Origin of the sequence: Ruegeria atlantica, from assembly GCF_013032505.1 — a bacterium.
Taxonomy (GTDB): Bacteria; Pseudomonadota; Alphaproteobacteria; order Rhodobacterales; family Rhodobacteraceae; genus Ruegeria; species Ruegeria atlantica_F.
In genome coordinates this window covers 19230-37881 of the sequence record NZ_WQCG01000010.1, presented here as the reverse complement: position 1 = coordinate 37881, position 18652 = coordinate 19230, and the positions used below count along the sequence as shown (strand labels likewise).

Here is an 18652-nt window from a genome sequence, read left to right as displayed (position 1 = left end):
CGTTCAACACCAGATGGCAATTGGCAGGCAAACGGACCAAGCAGTCATCTTGCTCCCCCTTGAATTGACTTGATTTTCATTCCAAGGGGGAAAGTCTTGTTTTGAAAGATTAGTATCGTCGCGTTCAAACTGCCAAACTCTCCTTTCTCCGTTCCAAAAGAGCTATTGGTTGCCCGCACGGGTGGTGAGCTCTTCCATAACGTTGTCGAGGTTAAAGCTGCCCGGTTTTTGCCGTGGTGGAAACTCTTCGAAACTTTGCAACCACTGCCCAACATATGCGGCGGCTGGGGCTATGGCGAACATATGCTCCAGGAACCAGCGTTGATAGCCCATCGCGTTTTCTTCTTCGGCCCTTTCAAACGGGTCGCTGCGCAAATTCGAAAGCATTGGAGCGCGCAGAACTTCGAAAGGCGATAGCCAGACATCAAGACCATGCGCGTTCTGCTTGAGGAATGTCACCTTGTATTGTTCGTAGCGCAGGGCGGCGACACTGCCATCGTCGGTCCAATAGATGAATTCACTGCGCGGCCACTCATCGGTTTCACCTGAGAAAGACGGAAGAAGGTTGTAGCCGTCCAGATGTGCCTTGTATTGACGGCCGATGGCGTCAACATCACCTGCTAGAAGCTTCTGCTTGATATCGGGTTCACCAACAGAAGCCATTATTGTTGGCAACATGTCCGTATGCGATGCCGCACCATTGATCTTGGAACCTGGCTCAATAACGCCCGGCCATTTGATAACTGTTGGGACACGATAGCCACCTTCCCATTGGGTGTTCTTCTCGCCGCGGAAAGGCGTTGTACCGCCATCTGGCCAGGTGAACGTTTCGGCACCGTTGTCCGTGGAATACATAACAACGGTATTTTCGGAGATTCCGAGTTCATCAAGTTTATCAAGGAGCACACCAACATGCCTATCATGCTCCACCATGCCATCGGGATAGACCCCAAGGCCGGTTACCCCATCAGATTCCTCTTTAAGATGCGTAAAAATGTGCATGCGCGTGGAATTCCACCAAAGGAAGAAAGGCTTGTCCTGTTCGACAGCTCTATCCATGAAGTCCAGAGCGCTTGCTGTGACTTCCTCATCAACAGTTTCCATGCGCTTTTTTGTAAGCGGCCCAGTGTCCTCAATCGAGCCATCTGCGGTCGATTTGATGACCCCACGCGGGCCGAAATTCTTCCTAAAGGTTTCATCCTTCGGATAATCCGGGTTTTCGGGCTCTTCTTCTGCGTTGAGGTGGTAGAGGTTTCCAAAAAACTCATCGAAACCGTGATTTGTGGGTAGGTGCTCGTCCCGGTCACCCAGATGGTTTTTACCAAATTGGCCCGTCATGTAGCCGTGGTTTTTCAAAAGCCCGGCGATGGTGGGATCTTCAACGGGCATGCCCTCTGGCGCACCCGGCAGGCCGACTTTTGTCAGTCCCGTACGGATGGGTGATTGTCCTGTGATGAAAGCTGCGCGACCGGCAGTGCAAGACTGCTCCCCGTACCAATCAGTAAAAAGCGCACCTTCTTTAGCTATGCGGTCGATATTGGGTGTCTGGTAGCCCATCATGCCGTGGTTGTAGGCACTAATGTTCCAATAACCGATGTCATCCCCCCAAATAATCAGGAAGTTCATAGGCGGCTCATCTTGCGCGTAAACGGCTGTAGCCGTTGCGGCAAACAGGGCTGCCGCGATACAGGATTTAATTCTGTATTTCATTTTCTTTCTCCCAAAATTCTTTGCTTAACGCCAAACAAACTAGCATAAATTGATATTTTTGATTGAAAGTATTTCTTTTTGAACAATCCTAGGTAGTAAATCAAAAGCTAGCTTGGATATGCAGACGCGCATCCTTTTGTCTTTCAACGCCCCTCGGAACCAGTCGGCATCATAACACTGAAATCTGATTACTAGGGCCGCTTTCTTTGGCGGCCCTTAGCTGCCGTTGATCGGTGGGTTTCGTCGCTGCGGCGCGGCCCGTCAAAGGAGACATTCGCTGCGCGAGCGAAGCTGGAAGACGGACGGAGGTCCGAAAAGCGGGACATGTTGCCGCTTCAAGCCAAAGACAATGCCACGAGCAAGCTGTGCTCAACTTGCGCCGGGTCGTTTCTTTGCCACCGCTTTTCGTTTTAGTAGAGCCCTACGGCCAAACACAAACACCAGCACCAAGGCTATAGGAGCCAAGACGGCACCCATCGGTAAAACATGATGCAGGACATCGGGTAATAGCGAGACGCGATGTCCGAACTGGTATGCAATAGATGTCCAGAACACCACCCACAGCACAGAGCCCGCAACATTTGCCAAAAAGAACTTTACCCATGGCATATTAGCTGATCCGGCGACCAAACCGTTTAACTGCCGCAGCAATACAAAAAAGCGCGCCCAGACCACTACATAGGCACCATACTTGTTTGTTGCGCGTTCTACAGCTTTGTACTTCGTCTCGGTAATGCCGAAACGCGAACCATACGCCAGGATGATAGCGCGGCCATACCTTCGCCCAATCAGGTATGCAACATTGTCGCCAGCTATAGCTGCAAGACTGGCAACTGCTGCAACCGCGAAAATGTTCAGAGTTCCTTTTGCTGCAAGCACCGATGTAGCCACTAAGGCGCTTTCTCCAGGAAGAGGTAGTCCAAAGGTCTCAAAAAAAATCGTGGGGAAAAGTACGAAAAGTCCGTAGTTCTCAACAAGACTTTCGAAGTTATCTGCGAAGTGATGCATCTGAAAACCCGGCCTTACCGAAATGATCCCAAAGCGGTTTGTTCGATGTACTTTTCTTAATGATTTAGAAGAGAACAACCAACTTTTAGGTACCAGTTAAAAGTCATGGATTCACTGCGGACCGCGGGAGGAACTAAAATGGCTTTTACAGACAAGGAAACTCGCATGAGCTTTCTGCGCGCCCTCTTCGCCTCGCCAGAAAGAAGGCTTGCGAGACGTAAAAGAAAGGAACACGCGCGTAAGAAGCAAAGGGAGGTCGATGCCCAAGTCGCAAAAGACCTTCGAGAAACCGGCCAATACGCTGACTTCCCGCAGGCCCCCTTTTTCTATCGTCACTACTACTATTGACACATTGGTCTGGTTCGGACGCTCGCTACGCCGTTACACGCCTTTAAGGTCCAGAGGGGAGCTTATTCCGTAGCAGTTGTTGCTTCCGTTTCTGCAGCTGGGGCGGTTTCTTCACTTCCCACACCCTCCTCAACTGACGTCATCATTGTGAGGCCCAAAAGTAAAACAACCAGCACCGCAGCGATTACCATAAAGTTTCTATTCATTCCCGTTCTCCCAAGACGGTTGGCAGCCTCCACGCATGCACAACGCCGAAGAGTCAAACATGTGTCAGTGTCTCAGGCGCTACATTTGACAGCTGCTCGTATTGATCGACCGCCGACAGGTATTCTTCCAGTTTCCGACCCTCTTCCGTGTTCGGCTCAGATCCCCATAGGTACTCAATCTCACGGAGCGCAGCGCGGTACTCGGTCAGAGTGCGGACAATAGTCATGGCAATACCTCAAAAAAGAAATCAACATGAGACTCCATACCTGAAGATCCGCGATTCTGGTAGTTGGGTTCAAGCTGGCATGCCCAGAGCTTCTCGGTCTTTGAAAGATCTGTTAGGTTTAAAAGGGGCCACAAGCAGACCTTCGCTGCGAGCGCAGCACCTATCTTCACCAATGGCAGCAACGCGGGACAAAGCTTCCGATAAGTCAGTTCGTTAGATTTTTTGTGATGACGGCCCAAACCTGCCGTTGAGCAAGCTGCGCGCGCTGCACTACGGCTTCACCAAAGCGGTCACTCAACAGCCAACCGGAATACAGCAGGGGCAGTCCACCATCCAGAAATTCGCTGCAGGCGCGCAGTTCTTACGCTGCAAGAGGTTAGGCGCGCCTGTACGTTGGATAACTTACTGGTTTTTCCATCCTTCAATCAGCCCGACCGCCGCCTCGGCGTAGCTCCGCGGAAACTGATCTGAAGTTCGAGCTTTCATGATCGTATGAAGACCCAGCAAAAAACCGATCAGCACCCGTGCGGCCTCATCCGGATCGGCCTCGGAACGGATCGCCCCGTCATCCTTTGCCCGGCTCAGTATCGCCGCAAACCGCCCCTCCAGTGCGGTCAGGTACCGCTCGATTCGTGCGTTAACCTCGGGATCAGAGCGGTCGAATGAACTAATCGAATTAAAGGCAAGACAACCAGCATCCTCAATCTTTGGCATCCGCTCTGTTGACGCGATACCCAGGAACCAACCAGCCAGATCATCCAGCGAATAGGTGTCGGGGTCGGGAAAGTGTCGGGCCTCGGCATTGTCCAGATAAGTATCCAAAGTCTTTAGGAAAAACTTTTCTTTCCCGCCATAGGTGGTTTGCAATGTAAACCGGGTCAGCCCCGTCTCCTGCTCAAGCTCCCGCGTGCTGGCACCGTGGTATCCGCGCCGCCAGAACAGGTCCAGCGCACCTGCCACGGCACTGTCGTGATCCGTCTTGCGTTTTCGCGCCACAGACTTCTCCTTGCATTTTCTATCCGCATGGATAGTAATAAATTCCTATCCACATGGATAGCATTGTGGGCGCGCGGCTGCAAACGCCGCTTGGCCCAACTGAAACGGAGACCAGATATGACCGCCATAGACCCAACAACCGGGGCCTCAAAGCCCATCACTCTGCGCGTGATCTTCATTCTGAACGCGTTGAAGATCCTGCTGGCCTTTGGCTTCTTCGCCGCGTTCAAGTTCTACGGGCTACAGGTCGGAGAGCTGGTCGGCCCGCAGGCCGCCAACCTGATGCTCTATACGATGCTGGGGTATATGGTGACGTTTTCCTGCATCGTTGCGTCCATCCTCAAACGCAGCCTGATCGGTATCCGCGCTGCGATTGCCATTGATTTTCTGGTCTCGATCCCGGCCACCGCGGTCATCGGATTTGTCATCGCGATCATCAGCATGGGCCTGACCTTCACCACATCTGTCCGCGCGTATTTTGCGCATCGCGGCTAAGATGAGCGCTCCGATGGTTCACCCGAACAAGATCGAGGAGCAATGTATCTGCGGCGCAGTGCGCTATCGGGTGCAGGACAACATGGCTGCCTTCAAACTCTGCTATTGCAGCTTTTGCCAAAGGGCCTCGGGCTCGGCCCATGTTGCGAATGCGTTCACCACGCCCGATCAGATCGAGTGGCTGAAAGGCAAAGACATGCTGACCACCTTTGACGTGCCCAATTCCCAAGTTCGTCGGGTGTTTTGCCAAAACTGCGGGACGACGCTGCCATTCGAGACACGGAACGGCAAGTTTCTGGTTGTCCCCGTTGGCAGCCTATCACGCCCGCCGCCCCAACCCGTTAACGCGATTGTCGGCTGGCCGTCCCGCCCCGCATGGTATGATGAGGCGCTGGGTTTGATCGAAGAAACGCACAAAGCTGAAAGGGCGGCACAATGAGCACCGAACAAGAGATCTCACCCGACTTCCCGTTTGACTCGAAGTATGTCGAGGTGAATGGGCAGCGCATCCACTATGTCGACGAAGGCGAAGGCGCGCCGGTTTTGTTTCTCCACGGCAATCCGACCTCATCCTATCTTTGGCGCAACATCATCCCCTATGCTGCCCGGCAGAACCGCGCTATCGCAATGGATCTGATCGGTATGGGCAAGTCGGATAAGCCGGATATTCCCTACCGCTTTGTCGACCATGTTCCCTATGTTGACGGCTTTATCAAGGCGCTGGGGTTAGAGGACGTGACACTGGTCATTCATGATTGGGGCTCCGCATTGGGGTTCCACTATGCGTACCGGCATCCTAAGAACATACGAGGCATCGCATTTATGGAAGGTGTCGTGCGTCCAATGATCTGGGCTGGATTTCCACCGGATTTCCGCGCCGGGTTTCGCATGATGCGAACACCCGGTCTGGGGTGGATGATGATCTCGGGGCTGAATATGTTCGTCGAAAAAATCCTGCCAAATGCCATAGTGCGTGATTTGACCCCGCAAGAAATGTCGCAGTATCGTGCGCCCTTTCCCACAGCGCGAAGTCGCAAGCCAGTTCGGGTGTGGCCTTGTGAAATACCGATCGACGGCACACCTTCGGACGTTCATGAGATCGTCAGCACCTACAGCCGTTGGCTGGGAAAATCACAAACCCCGATGCTGATGTTCTACGCCACGCCCGGAGGCACCATCGGGCCGAAAGAGGTCGCCTGGTGCCATCAGACCATCCAGAACCTCGAAGTGGTGGATATCGGCAAAGGCATTCATTTCCTGCAGGAAGATAATCCCCATCTGATCGGAGAAAAGCTGGAGGAGTGGTTGGGGCGACTGCCTGCATGAACCCGTGCTGCCACGTGTAACGGATGAGCCGTATACATAAATCAGATTTCCTGATTGTATGCTTTGACTATTATCCAACGCGTTTAAAGACCAATCACCGGCAGGAGGCCCTGTTGAATCTGACGATCCCAATACCTTTGATCCTGGCGGCTGTGCTGCCCGCCTTTCTGGACCGGTGCTCTGGGTCCGATACCAGCGTCGCTTTGGGCGTATTGGCGCGCGACCGGGTAGCCTTGACCGCGACGGCCAGCGAAATCGTTGTCGATCTACCGATTGCCGAAGGCACCGTGATCAAGGCAGGCGACACGCTGGTTCAGCTTGATCCCACTCTGCAAAGCGCAAAGCTGGCACTGGCGCAGGCTGAACTGGAAAAGGCGCAGGCCACGCTTCTGAAACTGCAGGTGGGACCGCGAGAGGAAGAGATCGCGATTGCCGAGGCCAAGGTCGCAGGTGCTGTTGCCCGGCTGGCTGACGCCGAAGCCATCTATGACCGAAACGCCAGACTGGTCGAGAACTCAGTCGTCGCCGAAGCTCAGGTGGCGAATGACCTGGCCTTGCGCGATTCTGCGCGTGCCGAGTTGGCCAGCGCTAAAGAGTCATTAAAAGAACTGCAAAACGGAACCCGCCCCGAAGACCTTGCGGTTGCCGAAGCCAACGTACGGGCCGCCGAAGCGTTGGTTTCCGCGGAGCAAACCGTTTTGGACGACTTGACGGTTACGGCCACCCGCGACGGCGTGCTGGATTCCCTGCCGTGGAATTTGGGTGAACGAGTAACATCCGGCAGCCCGGTTGCCGTGATGGTCACGGGCCAGACGCCTTACGCGCGCGTCTATGTGCCTGAGCCGCATCGCGTCAATCTGAAGCCCGGCGACACGCTGGAAGTGCGCGTTGATGGGCTGGCCGATCCGTTGGACGGCGTGATCCGGTGGATCAGCGACGACTCGTCCTTCACCCCCTATTACGGGCTGAACAAGGACGACCGAACCCGGCTTGTCTACTTGGCTGAGATTGACCTGCCCACCGCGTCCCCGGACCTGCCCGCCGGAGTACCCGTGCAGGTCCCCATGCCATGAGTGATATCGTCGTCTCGACGCAGGGTCTGACCCGCCGGTTCGGAGAAAACACCGCCGTCAACAATTTGGACCTTGAGATCAGAACGGGCCAGATTTACGGGTTTCTCGGCCCCAACGGCTGCGGCAAGACAACGACCATGCGCATGCTGACCGGCCTGCTGACCCCCAGCAGCGGAGCGATCACGGTTTTGGATCGGTCGATGCCCGAGGCGGCTGAGCCGCTAAAGAACGAGATCGGGTATATGACTCAAATCTTCTCGTACTACCGCGACCTGACAGTGCTGGAAAACCTCCGGTTCGCGGCGGATATCTATGGCATTCCAGCGAAATCGGCAGCAGGCCGGATCGACGAGCTGCTTCATACTTACGACCTGACGGCCAACGTGCATCAGCTCAGTGGCAGCATGAGCGGCGGACAACGACAAAAACTCGCCCTTGCGGCGACGGTCCTGCACCGGCCGAAACTGCTGTTTCTGGACGAACCGACCTCGGCTGTAGATCCCGAAACCCGTCGAACGTTCTGGGAGCAGCTGTTTGATCTCGTAGATCAGGGTGCAACAATGATCGTGTCGACCCATTTCATGGACGAGGCCGAGCGCTGTCACCGACTGGCGATCCTACAACACGGTGTGAAAAAGGCAGACGGGTCTCCGCGCCAGTTGATGGATGATTTACAAGCCGATGTTGTCGAGGTTGAAGGCCCGGACTTGCGCAAGGTCAAACACGCGTTGGACGGCCAGCCCAAGATCCTGTCGACCGCGCAAGTCGGGTCGCGGCTGCGTGTGCTGGTGGACAAATCCGAACCTCAACCGGTGGACATGTTGCGCGGCCAACTTGCTGCGTTTGCCGACCTGTCCCTGACTCCGCAGCGGCCAAATCTGGAAGACGTGTTCGTCAGCGCCACTCGGGGGCCAGAACAGTGATCTCGCCACGCCGCATCGCTGCTGTCCTGAAGAAAGAGCTGCTCCAACTGCGGCGGGACAGGATGACCTTTGCCATGGTCATAATGATCCCGCTGATCCAGCTGTTGCTGTTTGGTTACGCGATCAACACAAACCTGCGACACGTGCCCGTCGCGCTGGTGGATCAGTCCAGAACCGAGCTGTCGCGTACGCTGGCACAGATCGTTCAAGCCACACAGGTTGTTACCATCACCGAAGAGCTGACCACCCCGCAGGAGGCCGAGCGCGCGATCACCGAGTCCCGCGTGCGTGCCGCGCTGATCATCCCTAGGGACGTCAGCCAACGCCTTGCCCGCAGCCCGTCCGTCGGGCTGGGCTTGGCCAACACAACCGACCAAACAAGCAGCCGACCGGTTGCACATTGGATCGTCGATGGCTCGGACACGATGGTGGCCAGCGCAATCAAATCCCTGCGCACGATGCCTTTAACAGAACTGCTGAAACAAGCACCAAACCGGCAGGTGCCGACGTTCGAGGTGACGCTTTACTTCAACCCCGAGCAGCGGTCGGCGGTCAATATCGTGCCGGGTCTTGTCGGCGTTATCCTGACCATGACGATGATCCTGTTCACCTCAGCCGCCATCGTTCGCGAACGCGAGCGGGGCAATATGGAGATGCTGATCAACACCCCGATCAAATCGATCGAACTGATGATCGGCAAGATCATCCCCTACATTTTTCTGGGCCTAATACAGGTCGCGATCATCCTCGGCCTCGGGCACGTTCTGTTCGATGTCCCGATAAACGGCGGATTGGGCACTTTGCTTGTGGTGACCTTGTTGTTCATCATCGCCAGCCTGTCGCTTGGGCTGGTGATTTCCACGCTTGCGCAGAACCAATTGCAGTCGATGCAAATGACAATCTTTGTCCTGCTGCCCTCGATCCTAATGTCGGGCTTCATGTTCCCCTTCGACGGTATGCCACAACCCGTCCAAATGATCGCACAGGTCCTGCCGGCAACCCACTTCATGGACATGATCCGCGGCGTGGTCCTGCGTGACGCCTCGCTATACGAGTTGCGCTGGGGAATTCTCTGGATGATCGGATTTGCGGCATTCGGGTTGCTGGCGGCGACTCTAAGATTCAAGAAACGGTTGGGTTGAAGACGGCTAGGCCTGGAATACTGAAAAAAATAGACTTCTGTTACGACCTGTACCCAAGACATTGCAAAGTCACTTTTCTGCGCACTGCTGCGATTGGGGCATCGCGCTGCATCGGTCAAAGTGGGCTCGAAGCAGTCGTTCGCTGCGCAGTGCATCAGTGGCCACAATGCGGACAAAGTTGCCGTAGGTTAAATGGTTGTTTTTGAACAGTCTTGGCCCAAACCGGACGTTCCCAACGGAGCATTGCCAATCCCGAGTTGCTTAAGAAACCAAGAAAAAGGTCCGTGGCGAAAGGATTCACCAAAGCCCCGTTCAGGCTAACCATAGACGCAGTTTAGAGGAATTCTTCTCCATAACTGAGGTCTTGCGCGGGTCCATTCGACAAGAGATGAAAGCGCAAGTCGGCTTCTGCCTTTCGGCACGCAAACGTCTGAAGGAAAATGCAATTCATAATAAGCAACGCCTGGGAAAGGGTCCGGGAAGGCTTTTTTGACGTGTTTGACTATTCGGTTTGCTTCCGTGACGCTCTTGATCTGGTTTGTAACAGATTCAATTCTCGTGTGTTCAATTGCATATTCTTGGGTGCCAAGTTGAAAGCGCATGTCAACAGGAGGGATGCCGCCCTGCTTGTCAGGATATCGGACATCCGCTCGCGTCTCTTGCGTCCATCTTTCAAGAACTCTGACTACGGCATCGCATACCTTGCCTTCATTGTTTGGAGCATACACTTAAGATAGACCTTTTCTCTGTCTCGCTGGACGTCCAACCTTTTGAAGTTCAATAGCCTGTGGCCAGCGCCATACAGTTCACCCGTACCTCTATTTCATCCCGTCAGTATTCATCAGAAACTTTAAACCACTGTAAGTTGTTTGCGAAAGCCGAGGTTAGCAATTTTTGAACGCGGCAAAGCTTGAATGATCAAGTCTTGTGGTATATACATATGAATATACGGAGAGACCTGCCATGATTGAAACCAAGATTCGTAAAGTAGGCAATTCAGCGGTCATGACATTGACAACTGAAATGTTGACTATTTTGGACGTCAAGGAGGGCGACTCTCTTTTCGTGGTGCGAAGCGACGATGGCGCGTTAAAAATCATGGCACATGATCCCTCTGTCGCTCAAGCGCTTGCTGCCGCAGAGATAGTCATGGATGAAAACAGAGATCTTTTGAAGGCACTTGCGTGAAGAACCTAAACTGGGTCCCGCTCGCCGCAATAAACGTAATCCACGACCGTCAAATCGCGCGGCATGGTGGAGCACCAGGATTACGAGACGTAGCTCTTCTCGAAATGGGTTGCGCTCGAGCGATGAACTTGGCCGCATACACTGATGCGGACCTGTCAGATATTGCTGCCGCTTACGCGTTTGGAATTGCGAAAGCGCACGCTTTTGTGGACGGAAACAAACGTACTGCCTTTGTAACCGCAGCTACATTTCTGCGCCTGAACGGGTTCTCTTTCCACCCAGACCCTGTTCAGGGTGTCAGAATGATGGAAGAGTTGGCCACCGGGGATGTTTCCGAAGAACAGTTTGCAAATTGGCTCCAAGAGCAATCATTGCCCCTTTGAGCAACGTTGATGAACCCGGTATGACGAGAGCCGATACTCGCAGCGGCGCTACGATCGGCCTTCGCAAGTGGTCTCGCAATTTCACTGTGTTTCATTTTTTTTGCTCGATCGAACGGCCTGAGCCGAGATCTCCTTGTGGAGATCAATTACCAACCAGCTTTCATCGTCAATTGAGTATTCAATGTACTGTGTACCACCTGTGGGCGCCACAGAACCTAAGATCGTTGACAACTCGCTCTGCTCGCTGGTCACCAAATCTTCAATCAGCAATTCGTGTATTTTTTCAATCATTAGATCGTACTGCTCCATGCTTGCGCCTTCTGGGAAGATGCACTTTATCGATTGACCGGATTTGTCGGTAGTCACGAGTGAAAACAATAGTGAGCGGCGTCGCTCGCGGTTTTCTGGTTGCTCCCCGAACAAATGCGAGACAAGTTTCAAGAGCCCCGATTTTAGCGAAATGTAATGATCTTTTCCCGCTTCACTGAGAAATGCTTCGAAATAGGGTTTGGCCAGGTAAGCAACGATAAGAGTGGGAACAGTCCATTCAAGGGATGCAAAAATGGTACCTTCACGAGGGCGCACCTCAACTGTCAACCCAGTTCGCTTTAGTTGTATCTCCAATTCCGCGATAAGTTCGTTGGGAAAGTCGTCTTGATAGGAAATCCCAACCGCAAAATCATTCATCAGTTTCACCTCCATTTTGCTTGGCTTTGCAGCCATCTGTGCTGATCACAGCATCCGTCACTTTGGGCTCGATCAGAACATTCCCTTCGGTTTGCACCGGTTGGGGCTGAGAGCCCTGACTGGTCATTGCCGAGTGATCCGGTAGCGGCGGGCGCACTAGTGTGGTTTTAACACTTTGCCGAGGCGGTATGCCCTTCGTTTACAGGAGGCCAATATCGCGCAAAAGCTCTTCGAAATCTTGGTTTTGCGGCCTCATGGCGGCTGCTCTTACCATGTCGGAACTGAGTTTTTTCAGTAGATGCTTGGCCGCCAAACCCTTTCGATAGCCTTCCCAGACTCTGGACAATTGTCTGAGTGCATCGTCGGCATTAGGAGGTGTGGCGTTTCTGGATGCCTCAAAGTGCCGAAGCAGAAACGCTTCAAAACAGCAATCCTGGAAAACGAGTATGAACCCGGCCCGCTCGGCCTGCTGTTTCACCCTCGTGTTTTCTGCTCTGACAGGACTCAACCAATCAGTGTCGAGAATTATGTATTTCGACGCGTACTTATTGCCGCTGCCCCGCTGTTTCGCCTGAGCGATTGCGATGGACTTTGATACAAGTTTCTGCGCACTGCCCGTCTTCCCGGGCACCTTCAAGTCGAGGTGAACACGCAGGCCAACGTCATTTGCGAAGCTTTGCAACATCGCCGCGTAACCTTGCTCGCTTTCGCCCTCGCAGGCGATAAATATTGATTTCCGACGTCCCCTAATTGCCATGGTCCATCATCCAATCACGGGAACGGCTCCATACTCGCCACTCATGTATTTCCCATAGAAATTCTCAGTCCTACGAACGCCGTCGATATCTGACAATTTGAACACGGTTGTGGTTCCCGCCCGATCCTTTTCGCAGAATAAGACTTCTTCCTTGGTAAGCTCCGAGAGCAGACTTGCCGAGTGGCAAGTCATCCACAGCTGAGCGCCATGCGGGTTCCGTTTGTCATCTCCGAACCAACGCAAGATCTCTGGCAACAACATCGGGTGAATTGTTGTGTCGAGTTCGTCGACAATGGCGATGCCGCCAACAGTTAGAGCCTGAAAAATATGTGGGAACACCTTGACAAAGTTCTTTGTCCCCTCGCTCTCCCGACGCAGGGGGATGATTTGGTTTAGGCCAGAATGCTGAAAGTGAAGAGACAGGTCATCAGGATATTCTACCACCTTGATGTCTTCGATGCCCAAATCTATCCGTCCCGAAATGTCTTTCAGTAGGTCGAACGCTCCCGGTTTCTGCTGGTAAAACTTCGCAACTTCTTTGTCGTCGATCAGCACTTTGTCGATGAAAATATCCGAGTAGATTGTCGAAACTGATGCGACGAAATTGTTCGCCACAGGATTGTTCAGTCTTGCAAGCGTTGAGATTATGCTCGCTCTCGGATGTAACACTGACTCGAGAGCAGTCCGTGTGCCTTTATCGATGAGCCCCGGAGCAGACTTAATTAAGTCACGGCCGTTCCGCTCTAATATCGTTGTCGGCTTGCCGCGGCCTTTGGGCTGATAACTGATCTTTTCAACTAGAACGACATCTTCGTGTCCATCACCGCCCCGTGTCCTACGAGGTCCTAAAACTAGTTCGTAGGTAAATGGGCATTGAGCCCCACCTTCCGTTGGCCTTAAGAAATCAACAAGTCCAGCGAAGCTGAACGCCAAACGGGTTGGTTGCCCAATCTTCTCGTTCGACCCAAACTTTTCGTAGGGCAGCGGGAGATCGGGCCTCCAATCGAAGCTGCTGGTTGTGAACCAAGCGGCGAACGTAATCGACCGGAGAACATTTGTTTTGCCAGCAGCGTTGGGTCCAAATAACGCTACGACATTTGGGGATCGTTCCTCAGATCCTTCATAGATGGGTGAAAGCCGCCCGAGAACGTCATCGACACCCTTTCTGGCTCGAAGATCAATTGAAACAGGCTCCGCAATTGATAGGAAATTCTCTATTTCTACCTTGAACAGCATGAAACACTCCAATTCAAAGTAAAGATACTGCCTATTTTTCCGTTTTCAACGTAATTTCGTCATTTATGCGATAATATTTGAAATTGCCGCCGTACTGGCCGTCGGTTCGGCGGAAGGCCAAGCTGTGCTGCTGCACCGTATGCAGCAGTCCAACAAGGCCGCTGGGAGGATGTTGCAAAGGTCACAAACCTGCGCAAAACGGACAGGTTGGGTTGGCTAGGCTGCATCCGCAGCGAACGGCGGCAATGTGGCGTTCTTCCGAAACTTGCAGCCGCCTGCGAATACAAAGGATGACAGGGTCGACCTATTGCGAACCCACGTATCTGGGTGATCGGCGGCGCCATCTTGGTTTACTCAACCCGTTTTCTCTTCCTTTTCCTGATGGCGATGAGGCTTTGGTTGAGCCTGAGCTGTCCGGCTTGATGCCGCGCGGTCATGGCGCGCAGGACCCCGCCGGGGGATTGGATGGGGGTATCGGGGTGATCGACATTGTTGTCGATGATGAGGACGCACAGGGCGGCTGCGAAGTCTCCCATCTGGTCTACGGCGTCTCCCCAGGCCGAGGGATGGATGCCGAGCGGCACAAGCCTGTCGATCGCGGCGATCCCGAAGTCCCGCGGGGCAGGGCAGGGGCGTTCGCCCTGCCCCGGCAGAACCCTGAGATACATCTCGTCTGACCCGTTGGCCGGACGGGAGCTTCAGCAGAAACAGTGGCAGGTACTGGATGCCGCACCAACCACGTGTGGCATAGCTGGCCTGAACGGCGCATCGTTCAGGCCAGCCCTTGTTTCAGGCAACAGCGAGTTCAACCGCCACATCGGGATCGACGAGGACGCTTCCGGCCGTTCCCGTGTAGAGATCGTACTGCTCACCATTGATCTCTACGTCTTGTCCGGAGTCCCGGATACCTTGACCCAAGTGAACGCTGTCGTGCTCATCACCTTCGATCTGAACCCGATAACTGTCATCACCACCCGCAAGTACACTCAAAACTGAATCACTGATGACCAGGTTCGTTGCACCATCGGAAAGAGTAATCGTTTGCACGCCTGCCAGATCCTGTGCGCTCTGCGCTGTAGGCTCTATGGTATCAACTTCAGTGTCAAAGTTGCGGTACTCGACTCGGTCGAATGTGCCGTCATCATCAGTATCTCTCAAAATGACTTCACTGATTTTATTCTCGCCCCCCGCGTCAAAGGTCCAGATCTCTTTCTGGTCAGGATTGCCATCTGCGTCACTATCCAACGCTGCGGTTAGTTGGTTGTAGGCGGGGCCAAGGGTAAAAGTTAAGATTTCGTCGGTTTCGCCATTCCCGTTATTATCTAGTTTCCCGGTCTGCAGGTTGCCGCGGGCATCATAGGCAATAGTGGAGATGTGTTCGGGTTTGCCGTCCCCGTTACTATCGTGTGCCGAATTCAGCAGATTGCCGTTGGCATCATGGGTAAAAGTGAAGATTTCGTCGGGCTTCTCATCCCAATCAAAATCCCATGCTTCGGTCTGCACATAGCCATTGGCGTCATAGGTTTCTGTAATCCTGGCCCCCGTGTCAGGATCAATGCGAGTGATGGTGCGATTGGAATTTGCAGCGGTCATGTCATTCTCCTATGTTGATTGTCCGGCAGGACCTTGGGTTTGTGAGACTTGGATCTGGTGACCTTTCCGAAAGCTTGGGTCTGCAGCCCGGAAACTCATTGACCGGCGCAACCCGACCCTCGCCGTGGTCCCCGTGAGATGCAGGCGGCACCGGAAAACACAACCTGGGAGAGACCCCGGTGTGATCCGTCACATCAGTATCTACGGGTGGTTTCAGGCCTGCACCAGCATGAGCTGCGGTTGCGGGTTGCGAACACGGGCTCTTTCCAAGCCCGGTCAATGCCGTCGAAAAAGCGCCTGAACATCCGGTCGCAGATAGCCTGACGAGCCCGGGCGGGCGCAGCAGGCCACCACTGTGCTTATTGCTATTGTGCAACCGTGAGGCTTGACGGTTGAGAACCGTTGGGGTCATCGGACATCATCCATACCCCCTGCTCGTTTCCGTTCGTCGCTCCTGACAATGCGACATCCCAAATGAAATCCCGCATTGTCATCCAGGTCCCTTTTCCCATTCAGCGAATTCCCGCATAGGTTGTGATTCGTTGCAACTGTTTTTAAGATCCCGCAGGTAAGATTTGATCTGGTTCCGGGCCTCCGGAAACTGGCAACAAAGCAGTGGCGCACCGCCCGGAGGGTTTTCGATTGAACGCATGGGGCTATCTTTTGGTCGCGATCAGTCTTGAGATTGCGGGGACCTACTTGCTAAAACTATCAGATGGGTTTGCTAAGTGGCAGTGGGGTTCACTTTCGATACTGTGTTATTCTTTGTTTTTCTGGGCGCTTGCACCAGCACTCAAGGACTTACCTGTAGGGGTGGTTTATGCAATTTGGGCCGGTGTCGGGATCATCGGAGCAAGTGCTCTTGGGGTCTTTTTATTTGGAGACAGACTGGCTGCATACCAATATGGTTTCATCCTTCTGATTTTGATTGGTGCAGTTGGGCTAAGGCTTACGACACAGGCATAAAGATGTGAGTGCAAATGGCCATTGTGTTGCGCAATCTGTGATTTCAACAAACCTCCGGTTGATCAGAATAAAATTTCCGCAGGGCAGGGGATCTCATGATCCCGATGGGGTTTCGGCCTCTCGGCCGCGACCACAGGCGAGGTGGAATGAGCCCGAAGCGGTGATTGCCGGTCGGCAGGTTTGCCGCAATATGGGCGGTGGTGATTGGTCAATATTAGCGGTTGGGATTCTGATCAGCTCAATGGTCGCAGCATACTTTGTCCATTGGGTAGTTTCACATTAGGGAGAAATACTCGTTTAAGTGGAAAAACTCGAACTGTTTGGCAGTGAGAACTGGAAAGACTTTCTTGCAGATTTCGAGAATAGGAACGGGTTTAAATTTACCAAACACCGCTACGGTTACTTTGCTTTGCGGGATAACTTGACCTTAGCGATTTTGACACGTGGCCTGAATTTGATCTATTCCAGCTTGGACATGCGCCACCGATTAAATTTTGAGTTCAAACGAGATTTGTCGCCCCTCTTTTGTTTATGCGACGAGAGGGATGCGTCTAATGTTCATCTGAGCGGCTTAGACCAATTGCGGGGTTTGCACCATATAACGCTTTGGAAATCAAGCCTCCCCAGCTCTGAATGCCGAACGTAAGTGACTATCGTTTTAGAGTTTTTGTTTACAGATGCTGCGATCCGATTTTACTATCGAATGGCATTTACTGAAATCATTAAGCGTGGATAAGAACCAATGTCCGAAACTCTCGACTTACACAAGTTCGAAGATCTTAGCCCATTTGAGATCAAAGATGAGCTCATCAAATTGGCTCAGAAAGAGTCACGTGCCTCGACCCTACCGTATCTGAATGCCGGTCGGGGAAACCCGAATTGGATTGCAACCAAAGCGAGAGAAGTCTTTTTCTTTTTGGGGCAATTCGCGATCACCGAGGCGCAGCGCGACCGGAATGAACCACAAGTTGGTTTGGCCGGAATGCCACAAGGGCCGGGGTCATATAATCGTTTGATGGCATATTGCACCAATGCGGAAAGTACCAATCCTGCTGCAGCTACCCTGGCTAGCGTCGTGGACTTTGCAATTCAGAAGTTCGATTTTAATGCGGATGACTTTGTTCTGGAACTGACCGACGGCATCATTGGCGATCACTATCCTATGCCGGACCGTTGTCTCGTTCACAATGAACAAATTGTTCATGAATACTTGATGTGGGCAATGTGCGCGGGCCATCGCCCCGATGCCAAGTTTGACATCTATGCGGTCGAAGGTGGAACCGCCGCAATGTGTTACATCTTCAAAGCATTGAAGAACCAACGCCTTTTGAACGCGGGCGATACGATCGCGTTAGGGACACCAATATTTACACCCTACCTCGAAATGCCAGAGCTTGAAGACTACGCATTGAATGTAGTGCATGTCTCATCCGAGGAGGAAGACCATTTTCAGTTGACTGATGAAGATCTGGAGGCATTGGCAGACCCGGAGGTCAAAGCGCTGTTTCTGGTAAACCCCGGAAATCCTTCGTCAGTCGCAATAAGCCCTGACGTATTGAAGCGATTGGTCAGTTTTGTAAAAACCCGGCGGCCAGACCTGATCATTTTGACGGATGACGTGTACGGGACCTTCGTGCCTAACTTTGAATCTGTGATGGCTCACCTGCCTGAAAACACAATCGGGGTCTACTCGTATTCCAAGTATTTCGGCTGCACAGGCTGGAGATTGGGCACCATTCTCGTGGCCGAGAACAACATTTTCGACAAAATGATTAGCGAGGCACCTGCCGAGACAAAAGCGGTCGTCGAAGCGCGCTACAAAACCCTGACGCCCGATCCTTCCGCCTTGAAGTTCATCGATAGAATTGTTGCAGACAGCAGGGATGTCGCCCTGAATCACACGGCTGGCCTTTCACTTCCTCAGCAAGTGATGATGACCTTATTCTCCCTTGTCGAGATGATGGATGAAGAAAAGGCGTATCAAGCCCTATGCAGAAGCATCCTGGAGCATCGCTTTACAGAATTGGTTGAAGGTATGGGAATCGAAGTACCTGAAAATCCCTTGTATGACCGATACTACGGAATTATCGATTTTGAGTTCTGGCTTCGGAAATATGTAGGCGAAGAGGTCGTGGGTTGGATTAAGGAGAACGTCCACCCACTCGATATTTCGTTCAAACTTGCACAGGATCATGGGATTGTCCTTTTGAATGGGTCTGGTTTTGACGCGCCCAACTGGTCAGCGCGTGTGTCATTCGCAAATCTTGATGATGATGCGTATCGGCAGATCGGACGTGCGGTGCGCGCGGTTGCGATGGGATACGTGCAATCGTACCGCGCTTCAAAAGGTTTGCCGATTCACGGTTGAACTAACAACGCTGGATAGGT

General features: G+C 53.0%; 22 protein-coding genes. 11 read left to right on the top strand and 11 right to left on the bottom strand.

Translation table 11 applies throughout. The annotated features are described in order from the left end of the window. Positions 1–162: 162 nt before the first annotated feature. Together GOW92_RS22665 and GOW92_RS22660 are read right to left on the bottom strand one after the other, a co-directional pair. A complete protein-coding gene (locus GOW92_RS22665) occupies positions 163–1710 on the bottom strand; it encodes an arylsulfatase (protein WP_170565401.1) in 1548 nt (515 codons plus the stop codon). Between the two features lie 369 nt (positions 1711–2079). Then, positions 2080–2718, bottom strand: a complete 639-nt coding sequence (locus GOW92_RS22660) for a DedA family protein (RefSeq protein WP_170565397.1) — start codon at positions 2716–2718, stop codon at positions 2080–2082. A gap of 138 nt (positions 2719–2856) precedes the next feature. Here GOW92_RS22660 and GOW92_RS22655 point away from each other — a divergent pair, with 138 nt between their 5' ends. Next, positions 2857–3066, top strand: coding sequence for a hypothetical protein (locus GOW92_RS22655; protein WP_170565394.1), 210 nt, complete (start codon positions 2857–2859; stop codon positions 3064–3066). Positions 3067–3128: 62 nt separating this feature from the next. Here the strand turns inward: GOW92_RS22655 and GOW92_RS22650 are convergent, their stop codons facing one another. From GOW92_RS22650 to GOW92_RS22640, 3 genes are all read right to left on the bottom strand, one after another. After that, the gene (locus tag GOW92_RS22650) at positions 3129–3272 is read right to left on the bottom strand and encodes a hypothetical protein (protein ID WP_170565391.1); all 144 of its coding nucleotides are present in this window, start codon (positions 3270–3272) and stop codon (positions 3129–3131) included. Between the two features lie 53 nt (positions 3273–3325). Next, positions 3326–3499, bottom strand: a complete 174-nt coding sequence (locus GOW92_RS22645; protein WP_170565388.1) for a hypothetical protein — start codon at positions 3497–3499, stop codon at positions 3326–3328. Positions 3500–3901: 402 nt separating this feature from the next. Beyond that, the gene (locus GOW92_RS22640; protein ID WP_170565385.1) at positions 3902–4495 is read right to left on the bottom strand and encodes a TetR/AcrR family transcriptional regulator; all 594 of its coding nucleotides are present in this window, start codon (positions 4493–4495) and stop codon (positions 3902–3904) included. Positions 4496–4612: 117 nt separating this feature from the next. Here GOW92_RS22640 and GOW92_RS22635 point away from each other — a divergent pair, with 117 nt between their 5' ends. The 8 genes from GOW92_RS22635 to GOW92_RS22600 all read left to right on the top strand — a co-directional run bounded on the left by GOW92_RS22635 (position 4613) and on the right by GOW92_RS22600 (position 11025). Then, a complete protein-coding gene (locus tag GOW92_RS22635) occupies positions 4613–4990 on the top strand; it encodes a hypothetical protein (protein ID WP_170565381.1) in 378 nt (125 codons plus the stop codon). A 1-nt stretch (position 4991) separates the two neighbouring features. Beyond that, positions 4992–5429 (top strand): GFA family protein, encoded by a 438-nt coding sequence (locus GOW92_RS22630; RefSeq protein WP_170565378.1) that lies wholly within the window; start codon positions 4992–4994, stop codon positions 5427–5429. Further along, positions 5426–6316 carry a haloalkane dehalogenase gene (locus tag GOW92_RS22625; RefSeq protein WP_170565375.1) on the top strand — a complete coding sequence of 297 codons (891 nt, stop codon included), beginning with the start codon at positions 5426–5428 and terminating at the stop codon, positions 6314–6316. Before GOW92_RS22630 ends, GOW92_RS22625 begins: the two co-directional genes overlap by 4 nt. Positions 6317–6429: 113 nt before the next feature. Continuing rightward, on the top strand, positions 6430–7389 hold the full coding sequence (locus tag GOW92_RS22620) for an HlyD family secretion protein (protein ID WP_254453120.1): 960 nt from the start codon (positions 6430–6432) through the stop codon (positions 7387–7389). Further along, complete coding sequence (locus GOW92_RS22615; protein WP_170565372.1) at positions 7386–8312, top strand: ABC transporter ATP-binding protein; 927 nt, start codon at positions 7386–7388, stop codon at positions 8310–8312. The genes GOW92_RS22620 and GOW92_RS22615 overlap by 4 nt, the downstream gene beginning before the upstream one ends. Then, positions 8309–9454: an ABC transporter permease gene (locus tag GOW92_RS22610; protein WP_170565369.1), complete on the top strand. Its 1146-nt coding sequence runs from the start codon at positions 8309–8311 to the stop codon at positions 9452–9454. Before GOW92_RS22615 ends, GOW92_RS22610 begins: the two co-directional genes overlap by 4 nt. 963 nt (positions 9455–10417) lie before the next feature. Beyond that, on the top strand, positions 10418–10642 hold the full coding sequence (locus GOW92_RS22605; protein WP_170565367.1) for an AbrB/MazE/SpoVT family DNA-binding domain-containing protein: 225 nt from the start codon (positions 10418–10420) through the stop codon (positions 10640–10642). Further along, complete coding sequence (locus GOW92_RS22600) at positions 10639–11025, top strand: type II toxin-antitoxin system death-on-curing family toxin (protein ID WP_170565363.1); 387 nt, start codon at positions 10639–10641, stop codon at positions 11023–11025. Before GOW92_RS22605 ends, GOW92_RS22600 begins: the two co-directional genes overlap by 4 nt. Positions 11026–11106: 81 nt before the next feature. Here the strand turns inward: GOW92_RS22600 and GOW92_RS22595 are convergent, their stop codons facing one another. From GOW92_RS22595 to GOW92_RS22575, 6 genes are all read right to left on the bottom strand, one after another. Then, complete coding sequence (locus GOW92_RS22595) at positions 11107–11712, bottom strand: hypothetical protein (protein ID WP_170565359.1); 606 nt, start codon at positions 11710–11712, stop codon at positions 11107–11109. Continuing rightward, the gene (locus tag GOW92_RS24790) at positions 11705–11869 is read right to left on the bottom strand and encodes a hypothetical protein (protein WP_217356571.1); all 165 of its coding nucleotides are present in this window, start codon (positions 11867–11869) and stop codon (positions 11705–11707) included. Before GOW92_RS24790 ends, GOW92_RS22595 begins: the two co-directional genes overlap by 8 nt. Positions 11870–11911: 42 nt before the next feature. Continuing rightward, positions 11912–12469, bottom strand: a complete 558-nt coding sequence (locus tag GOW92_RS22590) for an RloB domain-containing protein (protein WP_170565356.1) — start codon at positions 12467–12469, stop codon at positions 11912–11914. 6 nt (positions 12470–12475) lie between these two features. Then, on the bottom strand, positions 12476–13705 hold the full coding sequence (locus GOW92_RS22585; protein WP_170565353.1) for an AAA family ATPase: 1230 nt from the start codon (positions 13703–13705) through the stop codon (positions 12476–12478). Between the two features lie 350 nt (positions 13706–14055). Continuing rightward, positions 14056–14241 (bottom strand): hypothetical protein, encoded by a 186-nt coding sequence (locus tag GOW92_RS25390; RefSeq protein WP_368040317.1) that lies wholly within the window; start codon positions 14239–14241, stop codon positions 14056–14058. A 253-nt stretch (positions 14242–14494) separates the two neighbouring features. After that, complete coding sequence (locus tag GOW92_RS22575; protein WP_170565347.1) at positions 14495–15298, bottom strand: hypothetical protein; 804 nt, start codon at positions 15296–15298, stop codon at positions 14495–14497. A 642-nt stretch (positions 15299–15940) separates the two neighbouring features. Here GOW92_RS22575 and GOW92_RS22570 point away from each other — a divergent pair. Next, complete coding sequence (locus GOW92_RS22570; RefSeq protein ID WP_170565345.1) at positions 15941–16264, top strand: DMT family transporter; 324 nt, start codon at positions 15941–15943, stop codon at positions 16262–16264. 742 nt (positions 16265–17006) lie between these two features. Then, the gene (locus GOW92_RS22565; protein WP_170565341.1) at positions 17007–18632 is read left to right on the top strand and encodes a bifunctional aspartate transaminase/aspartate 4-decarboxylase; all 1626 of its coding nucleotides are present in this window, start codon (positions 17007–17009) and stop codon (positions 18630–18632) included. Positions 18633–18652 lie beyond the last annotated feature (20 nt).

What these genes read in the sequence shown, in the direction of transcription:
- GOW92_RS22665 (WP_170565401.1), bottom strand. Translation starts at nt 1,710, where the DNA reads ATGAAATACAGAATTAAATCCTGTATCGCGGCAGCCCTGTTTGCCGCA.
- GOW92_RS22660 (WP_170565397.1), bottom strand. Translation starts at nt 2,718, where the DNA reads ATGCATCACTTCGCAGATAACTTCGAAAGTCTTGTTGAGAACTACGGA.
- GOW92_RS22655 (WP_170565394.1), top strand. Translation starts at nt 2,857, where the DNA reads ATGGCTTTTACAGACAAGGAAACTCGCATGAGCTTTCTGCGCGCCCTC.
- GOW92_RS22650 (WP_170565391.1), bottom strand. Translation starts at nt 3,272, where the DNA reads ATGAATAGAAACTTTATGGTAATCGCTGCGGTGCTGGTTGTTTTACTT.
- GOW92_RS22645 (WP_170565388.1), bottom strand. Translation starts at nt 3,499, where the DNA reads ATGACTATTGTCCGCACTCTGACCGAGTACCGCGCTGCGCTCCGTGAG.
- GOW92_RS22635 (WP_170565381.1), top strand. Translation starts at nt 4,613, where the DNA reads ATGACCGCCATAGACCCAACAACCGGGGCCTCAAAGCCCATCACTCTG.
- GOW92_RS22630 (WP_170565378.1), top strand. Translation starts at nt 4,992, where the DNA reads ATGAGCGCTCCGATGGTTCACCCGAACAAGATCGAGGAGCAATGTATC.
- GOW92_RS22625 (WP_170565375.1), top strand. Translation starts at nt 5,426, where the DNA reads ATGAGCACCGAACAAGAGATCTCACCCGACTTCCCGTTTGACTCGAAG.
- GOW92_RS22615 (WP_170565372.1), top strand. Translation starts at nt 7,386, where the DNA reads ATGAGTGATATCGTCGTCTCGACGCAGGGTCTGACCCGCCGGTTCGGA.
- GOW92_RS22605 (WP_170565367.1), top strand. Translation starts at nt 10,418, where the DNA reads ATGATTGAAACCAAGATTCGTAAAGTAGGCAATTCAGCGGTCATGACA.
- GOW92_RS22595 (WP_170565359.1), bottom strand. Translation starts at nt 11,712, where the DNA reads ATGAATGATTTTGCGGTTGGGATTTCCTATCAAGACGACTTTCCCAAC.
- GOW92_RS22590 (WP_170565356.1), bottom strand. Translation starts at nt 12,469, where the DNA reads ATGGCAATTAGGGGACGTCGGAAATCAATATTTATCGCCTGCGAGGGC.
- GOW92_RS22585 (WP_170565353.1), bottom strand. Translation starts at nt 13,705, where the DNA reads ATGCTGTTCAAGGTAGAAATAGAGAATTTCCTATCAATTGCGGAGCCT.
- GOW92_RS25390 (WP_368040317.1), bottom strand. Translation starts at nt 14,241, where the DNA reads ATGGGAGACTTCGCAGCCGCCCTGTGCGTCCTCATCATCGACAACAAT.
- GOW92_RS22575 (WP_170565347.1), bottom strand. Translation starts at nt 15,298, where the DNA reads ATGACCGCTGCAAATTCCAATCGCACCATCACTCGCATTGATCCTGAC.
- GOW92_RS22565 (WP_170565341.1), top strand. Translation starts at nt 17,007, where the DNA reads ATGTCCGAAACTCTCGACTTACACAAGTTCGAAGATCTTAGCCCATTT.